This window comes from Paraburkholderia sp. Clong3 (assembly GCF_050436485.1).
GTDB lineage: Bacteria > Pseudomonadota > Gammaproteobacteria > Burkholderiales > Burkholderiaceae > Paraburkholderia > Paraburkholderia tuberum.
Genome location: NZ_JBNDMH010000003.1, coordinates 1,834,415 through 1,851,233, shown reverse-complemented (window position 1 = coordinate 1,851,233; position 16,819 = coordinate 1,834,415). Strand labels below are relative to the sequence as shown.

Sequence of the window (16,819 nt, the reverse complement as noted above, 5' to 3'; positions counted from 1 at the left end):
AGACAGGAAATCACGACAAGAAAGCAGACAGCGCAAGGAGTTGCAGCACGAATGCCACATTCAGCGCGACATACTGCGAGTGGTAGAAAGCATTCGCCCCCGTTTGAGCAGCTTAGTACATTCGACTCGCACCGCCCGGCTTCGTTTCGAGTGCGCTGCATCATCCGCCAACCAGCCTGACAGTTCTTTCGAGGAGTGACGCCATGGCCGAAGCAACCTCGCATCCCACCCCACCGCAAGTTCTGGACCCCGATACGCTGCGCAACCTCGATCGCTACTGGCGCGCATGCAATTACCTGTCGGTGGGCATGATCTATCTGCGCGACAACCCGTTGCTGCGCAAACCACTGAAGGCCGAGCACATCAAGAACCGGCTGCTCGGCCACTGGGGCTCCGACGCCGGCCAGAGCTTCGTGCTCGTGCATCTGAACCGGCTGATCCGCAAACACGATCTCGACGTGATCTTTCTGTCCGGCCCCGGTCACGGCGCCCCCGCGAGCCTCGCGCACTGCTACCTGGAAGGCCACTACTCGGAAATTTATCCGGACCGCAGCGAGGACGAAGCCGGTATGCGGCGCTTTTTCCGGCAATTCTCGTTCCCGGGCGGCATCGGTTCGCATTGCACGCCCGAAACGCCGGGCTCGATTCACGAAGGGGGCGAACTCGGCTACAGCCTGTCGCACGGCTACGGCGCGGCGTTCGACAACCCCGAGCTGATCGTCACCGTGATGATCGGCGACGGCGAAGCGGAAACCGGCCCGCTCGCCACGTCGTGGCATTCGAACAAATTCCTGAACCCGATCCGCGACGGCGCGGTGCTGCCGGTGCTGCATCTGAACGGCTACAAGATCGCCAACCCGACGCTGCTCGCGCGCATTCCGCGTGAGGAACTCGAAGCATTGATGGTCGGCTACGGGCACAAGCCGTATTTCGTCGAAGGCGACGATCCCGACACGATGCATCAGCAGATGGCCGCGACGCTCGAACAATGCATCGACGAAATTCGCGCGATCCAGCAGCATGCGCGGCAGAACAACGACACCACGCGCCCGCGCTGGCCGATGATCGTGCTGCGCTCGCCGAAGGGCTGGACCGGGCCGAAGGAAGTCGACGGTCACAAGGTGGAAGGCTCGTGGCGCTCGCATCAGGTGCCGGTGGCCGATGCGGTGAGCAATCGCAAGAGTCTGCAGATCGTCGAGGATTGGCTGCGCAGCTACGGCCCCGAAACGCTGTTCGACGCGAACGGCCGGCTCGTCGAAGAACTGCGCGCGCTCGCGCCCGAGGGCGCGCGCCGCATCAGCGCGAATCCGCACGCGAACGGCGGACTGTTGTGCAAGATGCTCGACATGCCGCCGTTCCGCGACTACGCGGTGGCCGTGAAGAAACCGGCGGCGGCATATACGTCGCCGACCGCGGTGCTCGGCACGTTCCTGCGCGACGTGATGCGCAACAACATGTCGAACTTCCGGCTGTTCGGTCCCGACGAAACTTCGAGCAACAAGCTGCACGCGGTCTATGAAGCGTCGGGCAAGACCTGGCTCGCCGCGCTCGAACCGGGCGACGCCGACGGCGGCGAACTCTCGCCCGATGGCCGCGTGATGGAAATGCTCAGCGAGCACACGCTCGAAGGCTGGTTGGAAGGCTATGCGCTGACCGGCCGTCACGGACTCTTCGCGACCTACGAAGCGTTCGTGCACGTGATCGACTCGATGTTCAACCAGCACGCGAAGTGGCTCGAAAAAGCCAAGCGCGAGCTCGGCTGGCGGCAGCCGGTGCCGTCGCTCAATCTGCTGATCACGTCGATCGTGTGGCGCCAGGATCACAACGGTTTCACGCACCAGGACCCCGGTTTTCTCGACGTGGTCACGAACAAGAGCCCGGACGTCGTGCGCATCTATCTGCCGCCCGACGCGAACTGTCTGCTCAGCGTCGCCGATCACTGCCTGCGCTCGCGCGACTACGTGAACGTGATCGTGTCCGACAAGCAGCCGCATCTGGACTACCTCGACATGGACGCGGCCGTCACGCATTGCACCAAGGGCATCGGCATCTGGGACTGGGCGTCGACCGATCAGGGCGTCGAGCCGGACGTCGTGATCGCGTGCGCGGGCGACATCGCGACGATGGAAGCGCTCGCCGCCGTGCAGATCCTGAAGGAGCGCTGCCCGACGCTGAAGATCCGCTTCGTCAACGTGGTCGATCTGTTCCGCCTGATGCCCGAGCATGCGCATCCGCATGGGCTGTCCGACCGCGATTTCGATTCGCTGTTTACGACCAGCAAGCCGGTGATCTTCAACTTCCACTCGTATGCGGCGCTCGTGCACAAGCTCACGTACAACCGTCAGAATCACGGAAACATGCACGTGCATGGCTATGACGAGAAGGGCAACATCAATACGCCGCTCGAACTCGCGATCATCAACGGCGTCGACCGCTTCACGCTGGCGATCGATGCGATCGATCGCGTGCCGTCGCTGCGCGGCGTCGGCGATCATACGAAGGAGTGGCTGCGCGGGCAGATCATCGAGCATCTCGCGTATGCGCACGAGGAAGGGATCGACAAGGAGGAAATCCGCAACTGGACGTGGAAAGGCTGAGCGAGGAGGCGCCATGCACGACCACGATCAGGAACGGACGATCCTCGTGCTGAACAGCGGGTCGTCATCGCTGAAGTTCGGGCTGTTCGCCCACTCGGCCAACGACGAAACACTGTTGCTCGAAGGCGCGGCCGAAGGCATCGGCCGCGACGACGGCCGCCTGCGGATCAGAGCGGCCGATGGCCGCGTGCTGTTGCAGCAGGAGCACTTGCTCCAATCGCAGACCGAGGCGTTGCAGGCGCTCTCGCAGGTGCTCGTGCAACAGCATCATGCGCGGCCCTCGGCGGTGGGGCATCGCGTCGTGCATGGCGGTCCGCATCTGCGCACGCACCAGCTCATCACCGACGACGTACGCCGTCAGTTGCGCGACGCGCTGCACTTCGCGCCGCTACATATCCCGCCGGCACTCGCGCTCATCGATGAAGCCACGCAGATCTTCGCCGACGCGCCGCACTATGCGTGCTTCGACACCGCGTTTCACGCGACGCTGCCGCCGCGTGCGGCGCAACTGGCGTTACCGGGCCGTTACGCGGACGCTGGTGTGATCCGCTATGGCTTTCATGGACTGTCGTACGAATCGCTGGTCATGCAGCTCGGCGCGGCGTTGCCGTCGCGAGCGGTGTTCGCGCATCTCGGCAATGGGGCGAGCCTGTGCGCGCTGCTCGACGGCCGCTCGGTCGATACGTCGATGGGCCTGACGCCGACCGGCGGCATCCCGATGGGCACGCGCTGCGGTGACCTCGATCCGGGCGTGCTGCTGTATCTGCTGCGCGCGGAACGCCTCGACGCCGATGCGCTGGAAGCGCTGCTCAATCGCCGCAGCGGGCTGGCCGGTTACGCGGACGGCGAAAGCGACATGCAAGTGCTAGAAAAACGCGCGGCGGCCGGCGACCCGCGGGCGTCGCTCGCGCTCGATGCCTTTGCGACCGCGGTGCGCAAGACGATCGGCGGGTATGCGGCACTGCTTGGCGGCATCGATCTGCTCGTGTTTACCGGCGGGATCGGCGAGCACAGCGCCGAGGTTCGGCGGCGCGTATGCGATGGGCTTGCGTTTCTTGGGCTCGTCGAAAACGACCCGGCGGGCAAGGTGAGGGTGTTGCACACCGAGGAGGAAAGGCAGATCGCGCGGCATTGCCGGCAACTGCTGCAAGCGGGCGGGAGCTGACTCGCCTGACTGAGGTCAGTCCTTGCGGACGACGGTCCGGTCCGCGACTGAGGTGACGCCGAACAGACGCGTCACGTCTTCGAGCATCGCGGCGCGCTGTGCTTCGCGCTGAAGCTCGCCCGACAGCGTGATGCGCCCCCGCGCGACCTTCACGCGCACGGCGCGCGGCGGCACGGCCGAATCCCACGCGAGACGGCGAGCTGCTTCGGCGGCGATCTGCGCGTCGGTCAGGCGGGCAGATTCGCTCGCTCTCGAGCTTGTGGACCGCATGGCGTCTCCGCGAAACAGAATGTCGATCAACTCACACTAGCAGATGTGGCGGGTTTTGCCGGCGTGCGCGCTTCGCCGGCAGCGCAGATTCGCTCGCCGCGCCGGGCTCGCCACGTTTATCATAGTGCCCACCTGACAGAACGCGCCGTCCAGCCGCGAACGGCGCGCGCATCTTCCACGAGACCTCGCAATCCCATGAATTCGACTCCCGACGCTCCTTCCCGACCCTCGCTGCGCGCGCTGACCGCGCTCGAAGGACGTGTTCTCGGCGTGCTCGTCGAAAAACAGCACACGGTACCCGACAGTTATCCGTTGTCGCTGAACGCGCTGACGCTCGGCTGCAATCAGAAGACCGGCCGCGCGCCGGTGATGAGCGCGACCGAGGCCGAGGTACTGACCGCCGTCGACGGCCTGAAACGCCTGAGCCTCGTGTTCGAGGGCAGCAGCAGCCGCGTGCCGCGCTTCGAGCACAACATGAGCCGCGTGCTCGGGCTGCCGGGACAGTCGATCGCGCTGCTGACCACGCTGCTGCTGCGCGGCGCGCAAACGGCCGCCGAATTGCGCCTGAACAGCGCGCGCCTGCATGGCTTCGCCGATATTTCGTCGGTCGAGGCGTTTCTCGACGAGTTGGCCGCGAACGATCCGCCTCGCGTCGTCCGGCTGCCGCGCATGGCGGGCGAGCGTGAGAATCGCTGGATGCATCTGTTGTGCGGCGAGGTCAGCATCACCGAAGCCGCGCAGTCCGCGCTCGCCGAGGACGACAGCGTGCCGCTGTCGGCATTCGAGGCGCTGAAGGCCGAGCAGAAGCGTCTCGCCGATGAAGTCAGCCGTCTGCAGGCCGTCGTGCGGCGCATGGCGACCGAGCTGGGTATCAGCGCGGACGATCTGTGATCTGAAACGGAAACGAAAGCGAAGGCGAAGGCGAAGGCGCGCCCGGCCGCCTGTTTCACGCATCACGTCGACGCGGCCTATCCGCCAGCAACGTGCGCTGCGTGCGATAGAAGATCCGCGGCGGCACGTTCGGCGAGTCTTCGGCGAGACGGTCGAGTTCGGTACGGATCCCGGTGAGGTAGTGCGCTTCGCGCGCATCGGCGTCGCCGGCAAACACCGCTTCGAGCCGCCGACGCACCGCGCCATAGCGCGCACCGGCCGCGCGATGCTTCTCGGCACGCTCCGCATAGCGCAGGAACGTCTGCAACGCGGCCGACATCGCCGCCGCCACGCTGACGAGCCCAACGACTATCCGCATCTCGATCGACACCGGCGGCGCGCTCAACGACGCGAACACCGCCGTGCCGACGAACGCGGTCAGCGCGGTCACGAGCCAGCCCATGCCGCGCTCGCGCGCCGACAGCAGATCCGCCATGTCGTAATGGCTCATCTGCGATTCGCGCGCGCGGCGAATCCATTTCAACAGCAGCTCGGTTTCGTCGACGGGCGGCTCGTAGGCGGGCAGGGTCGTCATCGTTCAGCGTTCGGCACGCGCATCAATCGTAGGAAAACGAGCTGCCGAACTTCTCGATCCGCTCCAGCGCCATGCCCGAGCCGCGTACCACGCAGGTCAGCGGCGCCTCTGCAACGAACACCGGCAGGCCGGTTTCCTCGGCGAGCAGACGGTCGAGGTCGCGCAGCAGCGCGCCGCCACCCGCGAGCGTGATGCCGCGCTCGGCGATGTCCGCGCCGAGTTCCGGTGGCGTCTGTTCCAGTGCGATCTTCACCGACGACACGATCTGATTCAGCGGATCGGTCAGCGCTTCGAGGATCTCGTTGCTCGACACCGTGAAGCTGCGCGGAATGCCCTCGGACATGTTGCGGCCTTTGACTTCCATCTCCTTGACCTCGGAGCCCGGAAACGCGGAGCCGATTTCCTTCTTGATCGCCTCGGCGGTCTGCTCGCCGATCAGCATGCCGTAGTTGCGGCGGATGTAGTTGACGATGGCGTCGTCGAACTTGTCGCCGCCGACGCGCACCGAGCCTTTGTACACAATGCCGCCGAGCGAGATCACGCCGACCTCGGTGGTGCCGCCGCCGATATCGACGACCATCGAACCGGTTGCATCCGACACCGGCAGGCCGGCGCCCGTCGCCGCGGCCATCGGTTCCTCGATCAGATAGACCTGCGAGGCGCCCGCGCTATGCGCGGCTTCCTTGATCGCGCGGCGCTCGACCTGGGTCGAACCGCACGGCACGCAGATGATGATGCGCGGCGATGGCGCAAACAGCCGCGACTCGTGCGCCATCTGGATGAAGCGCTTGATCATCTGCTGGGTGATGTTGAAATCGGCGATCACGCCGTCTTTCATTGGGCGGATCGCCTCGATGTTGCCCGGTACCTTGCCGAGCATCTGCTTCGCTTCGCGGCCCACGGCGAGGATGATCTTCTTGCCGTTCGGCCCGCCTTCCTGGCGGATCGACACGACCGACGGCTCGTCGAGAACGATGCCCTTGCCGCGCATGTAGATCAGCGTGTTCGACGTACCGAGGTCGATTGCCAGGTCGTTGGAAAAGTAGCCGCGCAGAAAACCGAACATGCGTATTCCTGTCTTTGCGAAGGCGGGCGCGTGAGCGCCGCCGGGAGCTTGTCGGGGTCTGCCGCTTGCACGCGGCGGGCGGCCAGAGCGGCCGCGCGACAGCAAGAATAGCAGTTTATCGACGGGCGCGGCCGCACTATCGTCCGCTATCTGCCGCTCGCCGGCCCCAGCCGCGCCGCGATCGTGCGGCATGCCGCAAGCAGCGGCTCGATGTAAGTGGCTTGCACATCGTCGCGTCGGCGGAAGGTCGGCATGCTGATGCTCACGCAGCCGGCAGCGCGGCCGTCCGGGCCGCGGATCGCGGCGCCGTAGCAGCAGATCGATACTTCGTTCTCCTCGCGGTCTTCCGCGTAGCCGCGCTGCGCGGTCGCGTCGAGCTCGCGGCGCACGGCGTCGAGGTCGGTCAGCGTGTGCTCGGTGAAACGCTCGAGCGGCGCGTTCTTCAGCAGCGCCTCGCGCTCGGCCACGCTGAGTGTCGCCAGATACGCCTTGCCGACCGAACTCGACGTCAGCGACACGCGCGTGCCGATGCGCGATGCCATGCGCACCGCGTGTGGGCTTTCGAGCTTTTCGATGTAGACCATCTCGCCCTGGCTGGGCACCGCGAGGTGGATCGTCTCCGATGTGAAGTCGCGCAACGCCATCAACGCATCGACGGCCGCGAGCCGCAGGTCCGAGCGCTCCCAGCTATGGCTCGCAAGGTTGATCAGGCGCGGTCCGAGGCCGAAGGTGTTGCCGCTGCCGCTCGCGACGATCAGCCCTTCAGCCTGCAAAGCCGCGACGATGCGATGGACGGTCGGGCGCGGATAGCCGCTCGCCGCGCTAAGCTTTGCGACGTTGGGCGGCGTTGGCGCATCGGCGATCAGTTGCAGCACAGCGATGAACTTCGAGAACGCGGCCGCGCCGGCGACGGCCTTGGAGTCGGCTTTGTCGTCGGCGTGCCCGACAGCGTCATGGCCGGCGGCGCCGGCGTGGGAACGGGGTTTGGAAGCGGAACTCGACATCACACGGAGGCAGGGCAGAGCAGGGGTACGCAATTATGCCTTTATCGATGGCGTCGAACGACGGCGGCGCCGCTTCACGCAACGACTCGATCACGCGACGAGATATCCGCCGTCGACCGGCACGATTGCGCCCGTCATGAACGACGCCGCCGGCGAGCACAGGAACACCGCGACCTGCGCGACTTCCTCCGGCGTGCCCCAGCGACGCAGCGGCGTACGTTCCAGGATCGCCAGCGAGCGTCCATCGTCGTCCTGCAACGCCTGGGTGAGCGGCGTTGCGATCCAGCCCGGCGCAACCGCATTGACGCGAATGCCGTCGGCGGCATAGGCGATCGCGAGCGACTTCGTTAGCTGGGCCACCGCGCCCTTGCTCGCGCTATAAGCGGGCACGAGACCGCCGCCGAAAAAACTCAGCATCGACGCCGTATTGACGATGCAGCCCGTCGACGCCTTCAACGAGTCGCGCGCGGCGGCGCACACGCGCATCGTGCCGTTCAGGTTGATATCCATCACGCGTTCGAACACGTCGAGCCGATGTTCTTCGACGCGGCTGATCACGCCGGCGCAGTTGACCACGATGTCGAGACGCTCGAACGCGTTCACCGCGGCCGTGACGGCGTTGCCCGAGCGGACATCCAGCGTGACGCGTGCAATCTCGCGATTGAGCGTATCGGGCGTGCCTTCGGGCAGCGGCAAACCAGCCGCCACCGTGTGCGCGCCAAGCTGCGCGAGCGTGTTGGCGATCGCCGCGCCGATACCGGACAAGCCGCCGGTCACGAGCGCGGTCTTGCCTTCGAGGAGCTGGTTCTGGAACGTCATGGGAGAAGCCGCCTCAGGTGGGTTGGGTCTCGATCGAGCTCGCGAGCGGCGCGGGCGCCACTTCCTGGACGACGAACAGATAGACGAGCGCCGCCGCGAACGCGACGGCCGCGCTGATCAGCAGCGCGTTGACGAACGAATGCGTCCGATCGACGACGATGCCGGTGATCACCGGCGCGAACGAGCCGCCCAGATAGCCGCCGAAGTTCTGCATGCTGCCGAGCGACGCCACCAGATGTCGCGGCGCGGCGACGCTGACGAGCGCCCATGCGCTGCCGCTCGACAGGTTCACGAACAGCATCGCGAGCGACACGTAGACGATCGCGAGCGTCGTGCTCGGTGTGTAGGCGGCCGGCACCGTGAATGCGGCCGCGCCGACGAGACCGACGCACAGCGGCCACTTGCGGCTGCGGATCGGCGCCATGCCGCGCTTCAACAGATAGTCGGCGATCACGCCGCTGCTCGCCATGCCGATCGTGCCGAACACATACGGAATCGCGACGAGCCAGCCGGTGTGCGCGATGCTCAGATGACGCTCACGCTCCAGATAGCCGGGCAGCCACGTCAGATAGAGCCACACCATGTAGATCACGCCCATGAAGCCGAAGATCATGCCCCACGTGTTGCGCAGCTTGAACAGCGCGCCCCATTCGGACCAGCTGAGGCCCTGCGGATTCTCCTGGCCGGTCGCGCCTTCGTTCAGATGCGCGGTTTCTTCTTCGGTCAGCACGATTTCGCTGCGATTGCGATAGACGAGGTACCACGCGAGGGCGACGACAACGCCGAGCACGCCCATGATGACGAACATCGTTCGCCATCCGAAGGAAAGCATCAGCACCGTGAGCAGCGGCGGTGCGATCATCGGCGCAATGGTGGATGACGAGATGAAGGTGCCGATCGGCGTGCCGCGCTCGCGTACCGCGAACCATTCGCTGACGACTTTCGCGCCGGCCGGAAACAGCGGCGCCTCGGCGATGCCGAGCACGACGCGCGCCGTGAGGAAGTGATTGAGCGTCTGGATGAAGCCGCCCGCGACCTGGGCGATCGACCACACGAGCATGCCGAGGCCGAGCATCACGCGCGATCCGAAACGGTCCAGCAGCGCGCCGACCGGCAACTGCGCGAACGCATACGACAACGAGAACGCGGACAGCAGCAGCCCCATCTGCGAAGCGGACAGATGCAATTCCTCGCTGACCAGATGATTCGCGATCGACAGCGTGCTGCGGTCGAGATAATTGACGATGCCCGCCACCGTCAGAAAGACGACGGCGACCACCTGGATACGTTTCAGACGCTGCGACTTCTGAAGCATGTTTGTCTCCTGCGCAATGGGTCCTGCTGTGTGGGAATGGTGTTGCCGTGCCTGTCGGTATTGCGGTGTCCTGGCCGTTGGTTCCGTTGGGGGCTTGCGCGGCGTTTTACCGGACGAACTGCTCGACGTAGTCTTCGCCGAGGCCCACCGCCGCGTAGTGCTTGCGGCACATGTCGATCTTCGTGAATACGTCTTCGTAACCGGTGTAGTTCCCGTACGGATCGCAATAGAACATCACGCCGTTGACCTGGAAGTACGTGATCATTTCCTCGACGTCCTCGGGCACATATAACGTATGCGTTTCGCCCGGCGGCTCGTACACATAGCTGCCTTCGGTCGCGACCCAGTCATGCTCGAGATAACGCCAGCGGCCCTTGAGCACCATGCCGTGCACGGCCTGCGGATGACGATGCCGGCTCAACACACCCGAGCGGCGTACGCGCAGCAGATTCATCCAGTATCCCTGCGACGCATTCAGGCACAGTGGGCGGAACGACACGTTTTCTGCCTGCGGGACCCACACGCGTTCGTCGGTCGGAATCGCGAAGGGCACGACGATTTCCTTTTGCGCTTCCTTCGGGAACGGTAGCTGGTACGGCGTCAGGTCGGATTGATTGGCCTCTGGCATGGGAAATTCCTCGCGCAGTGTGCAGAAAAAAGCAATGTCCACATTGTGGATACAAAGTCCACAATGTGGTTATTATCGGAGCCGCTTTGGGCGGGGTCAATCCTGGGGAAATTACTGGTCAGGCACGATAAAGCGACGCCGCACCCGTTCTCGAACCGCGCGAAAGATGCACGTGTTGCTATCTCATAAAAGCCGCACGACACGCAAAAAGCGCCTAAAGCAACGCCTGCGCGCGCATTCTGATCGAACACCATCTTTAAGTCTGCTTTAAGTGGAGGCCACTACATTACGCATCCACCACGTAACCCTCCGCAAGACTCCCTGACTATGACCACCAAAAACTATTGGCGCGGTAGCGCTGCGATCTGCGCTGTCCTCGCAATCGGCGGCGCGTATGCGCTGAGCCATCGCAATGCCGATGCGTCGGTGAACGACGCGCAGGGCCCGACGTCGTCGCTGCACGCGGCGGCGGATATCGTCGGCTCGCGCTCGTCGGCACCGGACTTCTCCAGCATCGTGACGCGCTATGGCCCGGCGGTCGTGCATATCGGCGTGAAAGAAGCCGCGTCGGTCGACGAGAACGGTCAACCCAAGAGCGGCGGCGAAGCGCTCGGCTCGGGTTTCATCATCAGCCAGGACGGGTACATCCTGACCAACAATCACGTCGTCGACGGCGCGACCAGCGTGACCGTGAAGCTCACCGACGGCCGCGAATTCCACGCGCGCGTGATCGGCAAGGACAAGGCCACCGACGTCGCCGTCGTCAAGATCGACGCGACCAATCTGCCGACCGTGAAGATCGGCAACCCGGACAGCAGCAAGGTCGGCGAATGGGTCGTGGCGATCGGCTCGCCCTACGGCTTCGACAGCACGGTGACCTCGGGCATCATCAGCGCGAAATCGCGCTCGTTCTCCGACGATAGCCCGATCCCGTTCATCCAGACCGACGTGCCGGTCAACCCGGGCAACTCGGGCGGTCCGCTGTTCAACCTGAACGGCGAAGTGATCGGCATCAACTCGATGATCTACTCGCGCACCGGCGGCTTCCAGGGACTGTCGTTCGCCATCCCGATCGACGCGGCGATGCACGTGAAGGACCAGCTCGTGAGTACCGGTCACGTGAGCCGCGGCCGCATCGGCGTGGGCGTGCAGCCGCTCAGCGCCGACAAGGCCAAGGCGCTCGGCCTCGACTCGACGGGCGGCGCACTGGTCGGCTCGGTTGATCCGAATGGTCCCGCGCACGCAGCCGGTCTGCGCCAGGGCGACGTGATCGTCGGCGTGAACGGCAAGCATATTGGTAATACGACCGAATTGATCGGTCAGGTCGCGCAACTCTCGCCGGGCAGCAAAGCGACGATCAGCGTGTGGCGCAACGGCGGCGAAAGCAAGCTGGCGGTGACGGTGGGCGCGCAGCAAGCGTCGGACATGGCGTCGGCCGCGCCACGCGAAGAGCAGCAGGAACAACCGCAGCAGCAAAACCGTCCGCGTCTCGGCGTCGCCGTGCGTGCGCTGACCCAGGACGAACAGCAGCAAGCGCAGCTGCCGGGCGGCGTGGTAGTGCAGCAGTCCACCGGTCCGGCCGCCGAAGCCGGCATTCAGGCGGGCGACATCATCGTTGCCGTCGACGGCAAGGTGATTCACGGCGTCGAGCAGCTGCGCCGCATGATCGCTCAGGCGGACGACAGCGTGTCCGTCACCGTGGTGCGCGATGGTGAACAAGCATCGGTCGACGTAACGCTTGGCTGATGAGTAGAACCCGCCGGTGCAATGCCGGCGGCGGGCACGACGCGCTGCTGTGGCGCGCGTGCCTCAGTTGGACGGGTGGACCCCCTCAGCGTGAGACGTGCTTTGCGTGACGTTCCGCGGCTCGTCGGGCCCGCCCCCCAATGCGACGTAAAGCGACACCCCGTTCTGCAAGGCCGTCGCCCGAAGCTGGATCAGCTGCTGCTCGGCGGCAAACTGATTGCGTCGCGCATCCACCACCTCGAGATAGATCGAGATCCCGTTTTCGTAGCGCAGCTCCGCCGTTTCGGCGAGTTGCCGCTGCGCCTGCACCGCCTGTTCCTGCGCCGCGATCTGTTCCTTGTAGCGTTGTCGCGCGACCAATGCGTCGGACACTTCACGAAACGCGTTCTGCACCGTGCGCTGATAATCGGCGACCAGTTCGTCGCGTCGCGCGCGCGCCTGCGATAGTTGCGCCTGGCGCTGTCCCGCATCGAAGATCGGCATGCCGACCAGCGCGCCGAACGACCACGCCTGCTTGGCCGGCACGAACAGATCGCCGAGTTCGGGCGACACATATCCGAAGCTACCCGTCAGCGCGATGCGTGGAAAAAAGTCCGCGCGAGCGGCGCCGATGTCGGCATTGGCTGCGCGCAGTTGCTGCTCGGCCTGCTGGATGTCCGGCCGGTCGATCAGCAGTGCGGAGGGCAGGCCCGCATCGAGCTCGCGGAACTGCGCGGCGTCGGCGATCGGTGGCGCCGGCGGTAGCGACCCGCTGAGCGGCCCGCCGATCAGCACCTCGAGCAGATGGCGCTGCTGCGCGGTGGTCCGTTGCAGCTCGGCCAGCTGCGTCTGTGCCTGCGTGACCAGAATGGCCGCCTGGTCGTAATCGACCATCGACGTGACGCCCGCGTCGAGCCGCATCTTCGCGACTTCCAGCGCGTAGCGCCGACTGTCGAGCGTCTGTTGTGCAAGCTCGATGCCTTCCTCGCCCGAGCGGATCGCGTAGTAGTTCGACGCGACATTGCCGATCAGCGACAAACGGAACGCGTGCTGCGCGTCGACGGTGGCCAGATATCGACGCCGCGCGGCTTCGCTGGTGTTGCGCACGCGCCCCCAGAAGTCGAGTTCGAACGACGTCACTGCGGCCTGCACGTTGTACTGGTTGAACTGGACCGAGATGTCCGTGTTGTCGAACTCGGGATCGATCGAACCGAGTGGCGCCCTGGTGCGGGTCGCACCCGCGTTCGCATTGACCTGCGGCAAACGCGCGGCGTTCTGGATGCGATAAAACGCGCGCGCCTGCTCGATGCGCGCGATCGACGCGGCGAGATCGCGGTTGTGCTCGAGCGCCGCGTCGATCAGCAGCTTCAGTTGCGGATCGGCGAAGAAGGTCTGCCAGTCGACTTCGCTTGCCAGATGCGCGGCGGCCGGATTGGCGGTCTCCGTCGTGTCGAAACGATCCGCGATCGGCAATTGGGGCTGCTGATAGTTCGGCGCAAAGTTGCAGGCGGCGAGCGAGCAGCAGAAGAGGGGCAGCGCGAGGCGCACATGAAGGCATTTACGCATCGCGCTGCCCTCCACCCGAATCGGGCGGCATGGCCGTCGGCAGATCGTCATCGTCGAGATCGATGCTGCGTTTCTTGCGGCTCAGCCAGCGTCGCGCGGCGACATAGAACAGCGGCGTAAAGAAGATGCCGAACATCGTCGCGGTCAGCATGCTGCCCATCACGCCGGTGCCGACCGCACGGCGGCTCGCCGCGCCCGCGCCGGTCGCGAGCACGAGCGGCAGCATGCCCAACACGAACGTCACGCTCGTCATCAGAATCGGGCGCAGACGCTGCTGTGCGCCGCTTTTGGCGGCGGCTAGCGCGTCCCTTCCTTCGGATTCCTCCTTGATCGCAAATTCGACGATCAGAATGGCGTTCTTCGCGGCAAGGCCGATGATCGTCACGAGGCCGATGTTGAAATACACGTCCGCGGACAGTCCACGCAGCATCGTCAACAGTACCGCGCCGATCACGCCGAACGGGATGATCAGCAACACCGCGACCGGAATCGCCCAGCTCTCGTATAGCGCCGCGAGCAACAGGAACACGACCACGAGCGACAGCCCGAGCAGCATGCCGATCTGGCCGCTCGCCTGTTTTTCCTCGAGCGCGGTGCCGGTCCATTCATAACTCAGGTTGCCGGTCAACACGTGCGACGCGATGCGCTCCATCTCGGCGATCGCCGCGCCGCTCGAACGGCCGGGCGCGGCCTGACCCGACAGTGTCGCGGACGGAAAGCCGTTATAGCGTTCGAGCTGCTGCGGTCCGGAAATCCAGCGCACGCGCGTGAACGCCGAAAACGGCACCATCTCGCTGCGGTTATTGCGCAAGCGCAGCGAAGTCACGTCCTCGGCACGCATGCGTTGCTCGGCGTCCGCCTGCAACAGCACGCGCAGCACGTTGCCCTCGAACACGAAGTCGTTCACGTAGTTCGAGCCGAACGTCAGCGCAAGCGCCTGGTTGACCTGACCGATTTGCAGGCCTAATGCGCGCGCCTTCACGCGGTCGATCTCGACATACAGTTGCGGCGCTTCCGGCATGCCCTCGGCGCGCACGCCCGCGAGAACGGGGCTTTGCGACGCCTCGATCATCACCCGCCGCGCGGCCTGTTGCAGCGCTTCGCCGCCGATGCCGCTGCGATCCTGGATCTTCATCGTGAAGCCGGTCGCGTTGCCGAGCGACGGAATCGGCGGCGGGTCGAGCGCAAAAATGATCGCCTCGGGAATCTGCCGAAACGCCGCATTCGCGCGACGCACCAGCGCGCTCGCCGAATTGGCCTCGCCCGAGCGCTCGTCCCACGGCTTCAGATCGACGAACGACAGAGCCGCCGATTGCCCCTGGCCAAAGAAGCTGAAGCCCGTCACGGACGCGACGTTGCGCACTTGCGGCTGGGTTCGCAGAAACGCCTCGACCTGGTCGATCGCGTGCTGCGTGCGCTGGTCGGTCGAACCCGGCGGGCCGGTATACGTAATGAAGATATGCCCCTGGTCCTCGGTCGGCAGAAAGCCGGTTGGCAGCCGCGTGAAGAAAAACACGGTGATCGCGCAGGCCGCGACGAACACCAGCAGCCAGCGCAGCGGCGAGCGCAGCATCGCATCGACGCCCACGATATAGCGTGTGGTGCCCGCGTCGAGCCCACGATTGAAGCCGTCGAACACGCGATGCAGCAGACGCGAAGCCGCGTTCTTCGGCCGCTCTTCGGCGGCCGCCTCGCTGCGCAACAGCGCCGCGCACAACGCCGCGCCGAGTGTCAGCGCCAACATCGTCGACAGCAGGATCGACACCGCGAGCGTGACCGAAAACTGCCGGTAGATGCCGCCCGTCGAGCCCGGAAAAAACGCCATCGGAATGAACACCGCGACGAGCACCAGCGTACTCGCGATCGCCGCGCCCGATATCTGCCCGATCGCCTTCACCGTTGCGCGCGGCGCGCCGAGCCCTTCCTCGCGCATGATGCGCGCGACGTTTTCGACGACGACGATCGCGTCGTCGTTGAGGATACCGATCGCGACTACCATGCCGAACAGCGACAGAATGTTGATCGACAGCCCGAACAGGTAGAGCCCCGCGCACGTGCCGATCAACGCGATCGGCACCACGATCGTCGGGATCACGGTCGCGCGCCAGTCCTGCAGGAACAGGAACACCACGACCGTCACGAGCAACAGCGCCTCGACCATCGTGCGGATCACGCCCTGCACCGAGGTCGTGATGAACGGCGTGGTGTCGAACGGCACGGTCCACGCGACGCCGCGCGGGAAGATCGGCTGCAATTCGGCCATGCGCTGGCGCACCGCGCTGGCGACTGCGAGCGCGTTCGCGCCGCTCGCGAGCTGGATCGCGATCCCGGCCGACGCCTTGCCGTTGACGGTCAGGCGGTTGCCGTAGCTGTCGTTGCCGAGCTCGACGCGCGCGACGTCGCCCACCCGCACGGTCGAGCCATCCGGATTCGCGTGCACGATGATTTCGCGGAACTGCTCGGGCGTCGTGAAGCGGCTTTGCGTGACGATCTGCGCGGTGAATTCGGAGCCCGGCGCGATCGGCTGATCGCCGAGGCTGCCGCCTGCGGTCTGGCTGTTCTGCTCCTGGATCGCCTGCAACACCTCGCTGGCCGACAGCCCAAAGCCCGCGAGCTTGCGCGGATCGAGCCAGATCCGCATCGCGTACGACGAGCCGAACAGCTGCACGTCGCCGACGCCGTCGATACGGCGCAGCTCGTTGATGATGTTGTTCGACGCGAAGTTGCCCATCGCGACGGCGTCGGTGGTGCCGTCGGTCGCCTGCAGTGCAAGCAGCATCAGAAAGCCCGACGACGCCTTCGTCACGCTCAAGCCGATCTGACGGACTTCGAGCGGCAGGCGCGGTTCGACGCGGCTCAGACGGTCCTGCACCTGAGTGCGCGCGATGTCGAGATCGGTGCCGGGCTTTAGCACCACGGTGATCTGCATCGTGCCGTTCGAGCGGCTCACCGACGACATGTACAGGAAATTCTCGATGCCGTTCATCTCGTCTTCGACGATCGACGTGACGGTACGTTCGAGCGTGCTCGCGTCCGCGCCGCTGTAGACCGCGCTGATGGTGAGCGACGGCGGAGCGACGTCGGGGTACTGCTCGACCGGTAGCAGCGCGAGCGCGATCGAGCCGAACAGCACGATGAAAAGGGCGATGACCCACGCGAAGACCGGCCGGGCGACGAAGAATCGATTCATCGGCGAGCC

At 65.3% G+C, this 16,819-nt stretch carries 13 protein-coding genes; 4 read left to right on the top strand and 9 right to left on the bottom strand.

The genetic code is table 11. The features are described from left to right. Positions 1–203 precede the first annotated feature (203 nt). A complete protein-coding gene (locus OKW30_RS31835; RefSeq protein WP_184062242.1) occupies positions 204–2,597 on the top strand; it encodes a phosphoketolase family protein in 2,394 nt (797 codons plus the stop codon). Positions 2,598–2,610: 13 nt separating this feature from the next. Further along, positions 2,611–3,762, top strand: a complete 1,152-nt coding sequence (locus OKW30_RS31830; protein ID WP_429348577.1) for an acetate/propionate family kinase — start codon at positions 2,611–2,613, stop codon at positions 3,760–3,762. 15 nt (positions 3,763–3,777) lie between these two features. On the opposite strand, the gene OKW30_RS31825 is transcribed toward OKW30_RS31830, so the two are convergent. Continuing rightward, positions 3,778–4,032: a BON domain-containing protein gene (locus tag OKW30_RS31825; protein ID WP_184062237.1), complete on the bottom strand. Its 255-nt coding sequence runs from the start codon at positions 4,030–4,032 to the stop codon at positions 3,778–3,780. A gap of 195 nt (positions 4,033–4,227) precedes the next feature. Here OKW30_RS31825 and OKW30_RS31820 point away from each other — a divergent pair, with 195 nt between their 5' ends. Beyond that, the gene (locus tag OKW30_RS31820) at positions 4,228–4,923 is read left to right on the top strand and encodes a YceH family protein (RefSeq protein WP_184062235.1); all 696 of its coding nucleotides are present in this window, start codon (positions 4,228–4,230) and stop codon (positions 4,921–4,923) included. 55 nt (positions 4,924–4,978) lie between these two features. Here the strand turns inward: OKW30_RS31820 and OKW30_RS31815 are convergent, their stop codons facing one another. The 6 genes from OKW30_RS31815 to OKW30_RS31790 all read right to left on the bottom strand — a co-directional run bounded on the left by OKW30_RS31815 (position 4,979) and on the right by OKW30_RS31790 (position 10,329). Next, entirely contained in the window at positions 4,979–5,497 is a 519-nt protein-coding gene (locus OKW30_RS31815) for an SLATT domain-containing protein (protein WP_184062233.1), read from the bottom strand. Positions 5,498–5,519: 22 nt separating this feature from the next. After that, on the bottom strand, positions 5,520–6,563 hold the full coding sequence (locus tag OKW30_RS31810) for a rod shape-determining protein (RefSeq protein WP_429348576.1): 1,044 nt from the start codon (positions 6,561–6,563) through the stop codon (positions 5,520–5,522). A gap of 146 nt (positions 6,564–6,709) precedes the next feature. Next, positions 6,710–7,567, bottom strand: a complete 858-nt coding sequence (locus tag OKW30_RS31805) for an IclR family transcriptional regulator (RefSeq protein WP_187616728.1) — start codon at positions 7,565–7,567, stop codon at positions 6,710–6,712. 90 nt (positions 7,568–7,657) lie between these two features. Beyond that, the gene (locus tag OKW30_RS31800) at positions 7,658–8,386 is read right to left on the bottom strand and encodes an SDR family NAD(P)-dependent oxidoreductase (RefSeq protein WP_429348575.1); all 729 of its coding nucleotides are present in this window, start codon (positions 8,384–8,386) and stop codon (positions 7,658–7,660) included. A gap of 13 nt (positions 8,387–8,399) precedes the next feature. After that, the gene (locus OKW30_RS31795) at positions 8,400–9,701 is read right to left on the bottom strand and encodes an MFS transporter (RefSeq protein ID WP_184062229.1); all 1,302 of its coding nucleotides are present in this window, start codon (positions 9,699–9,701) and stop codon (positions 8,400–8,402) included. Positions 9,702–9,807: 106 nt separating this feature from the next. Further along, positions 9,808–10,329, bottom strand: a complete 522-nt coding sequence (locus tag OKW30_RS31790) for a 2,4'-dihydroxyacetophenone dioxygenase family protein (RefSeq protein ID WP_090809981.1) — start codon at positions 10,327–10,329, stop codon at positions 9,808–9,810. A gap of 327 nt (positions 10,330–10,656) precedes the next feature. On the opposite strand from OKW30_RS31790, the gene OKW30_RS31785 reads away from it, so the two are divergent. Continuing rightward, entirely contained in the window at positions 10,657–12,075 is a 1,419-nt protein-coding gene (locus tag OKW30_RS31785) for a trypsin-like peptidase domain-containing protein (RefSeq protein WP_429348574.1), read from the top strand. 63 nt (positions 12,076–12,138) lie between these two features. Here the strand turns inward: OKW30_RS31785 and OKW30_RS31780 are convergent, their stop codons facing one another. Together OKW30_RS31780 and OKW30_RS31775 are read right to left on the bottom strand one after the other, a co-directional pair. Beyond that, the gene (locus tag OKW30_RS31780) at positions 12,139–13,620 is read right to left on the bottom strand and encodes an efflux transporter outer membrane subunit (RefSeq protein ID WP_429348573.1); all 1,482 of its coding nucleotides are present in this window, start codon (positions 13,618–13,620) and stop codon (positions 12,139–12,141) included. Next, positions 13,613–16,810 carry a multidrug efflux RND transporter permease subunit gene (locus OKW30_RS31775; RefSeq protein ID WP_429348572.1) on the bottom strand — a complete coding sequence of 1,066 codons (3,198 nt, stop codon included), beginning with the start codon at positions 16,808–16,810 and terminating at the stop codon, positions 13,613–13,615. Before OKW30_RS31775 ends, OKW30_RS31780 begins: the two co-directional genes overlap by 8 nt. Between the last annotated feature and the right edge of the window lie 9 nt (positions 16,811–16,819).

What these genes read in the sequence shown, in the direction of transcription:
- OKW30_RS31810 (WP_429348576.1), bottom strand. Translation starts at nt 6,563, where the DNA reads ATGTTCGGTTTTCTGCGCGGCTACTTTTCCAACGACCTGGCAATCGAC.
- OKW30_RS31805 (WP_187616728.1), bottom strand. Translation starts at nt 7,567, where the DNA reads ATGTCGAGTTCCGCTTCCAAACCCCGTTCCCACGCCGGCGCCGCCGGC.
- OKW30_RS31790 (WP_090809981.1), bottom strand. Translation starts at nt 10,329, where the DNA reads ATGCCAGAGGCCAATCAATCCGACCTGACGCCGTACCAGCTACCGTTC.
- OKW30_RS31800 (WP_429348575.1), bottom strand. Translation starts at nt 8,386, where the DNA reads ATGACGTTCCAGAACCAGCTCCTCGAAGGCAAGACCGCGCTCGTGACC.
- OKW30_RS31775 (WP_429348572.1), bottom strand. Translation starts at nt 16,810, where the DNA reads ATGAATCGATTCTTCGTCGCCCGGCCGGTCTTCGCGTGGGTCATCGCC.
- OKW30_RS31815 (WP_184062233.1), bottom strand. Translation starts at nt 5,497, where the DNA reads ATGACGACCCTGCCCGCCTACGAGCCGCCCGTCGACGAAACCGAGCTG.
- OKW30_RS31820 (WP_184062235.1), top strand. Translation starts at nt 4,228, where the DNA reads ATGAATTCGACTCCCGACGCTCCTTCCCGACCCTCGCTGCGCGCGCTG.
- OKW30_RS31835 (WP_184062242.1), top strand. Translation starts at nt 204, where the DNA reads ATGGCCGAAGCAACCTCGCATCCCACCCCACCGCAAGTTCTGGACCCC.
- OKW30_RS31795 (WP_184062229.1), bottom strand. Translation starts at nt 9,701, where the DNA reads ATGCTTCAGAAGTCGCAGCGTCTGAAACGTATCCAGGTGGTCGCCGTC.
- OKW30_RS31785 (WP_429348574.1), top strand. Translation starts at nt 10,657, where the DNA reads ATGACCACCAAAAACTATTGGCGCGGTAGCGCTGCGATCTGCGCTGTC.
- OKW30_RS31825 (WP_184062237.1), bottom strand. Translation starts at nt 4,032, where the DNA reads ATGCGGTCCACAAGCTCGAGAGCGAGCGAATCTGCCCGCCTGACCGAC.
- OKW30_RS31780 (WP_429348573.1), bottom strand. Translation starts at nt 13,620, where the DNA reads ATGCGTAAATGCCTTCATGTGCGCCTCGCGCTGCCCCTCTTCTGCTGC.
- OKW30_RS31830 (WP_429348577.1), top strand. Translation starts at nt 2,611, where the DNA reads ATGCACGACCACGATCAGGAACGGACGATCCTCGTGCTGAACAGCGGG.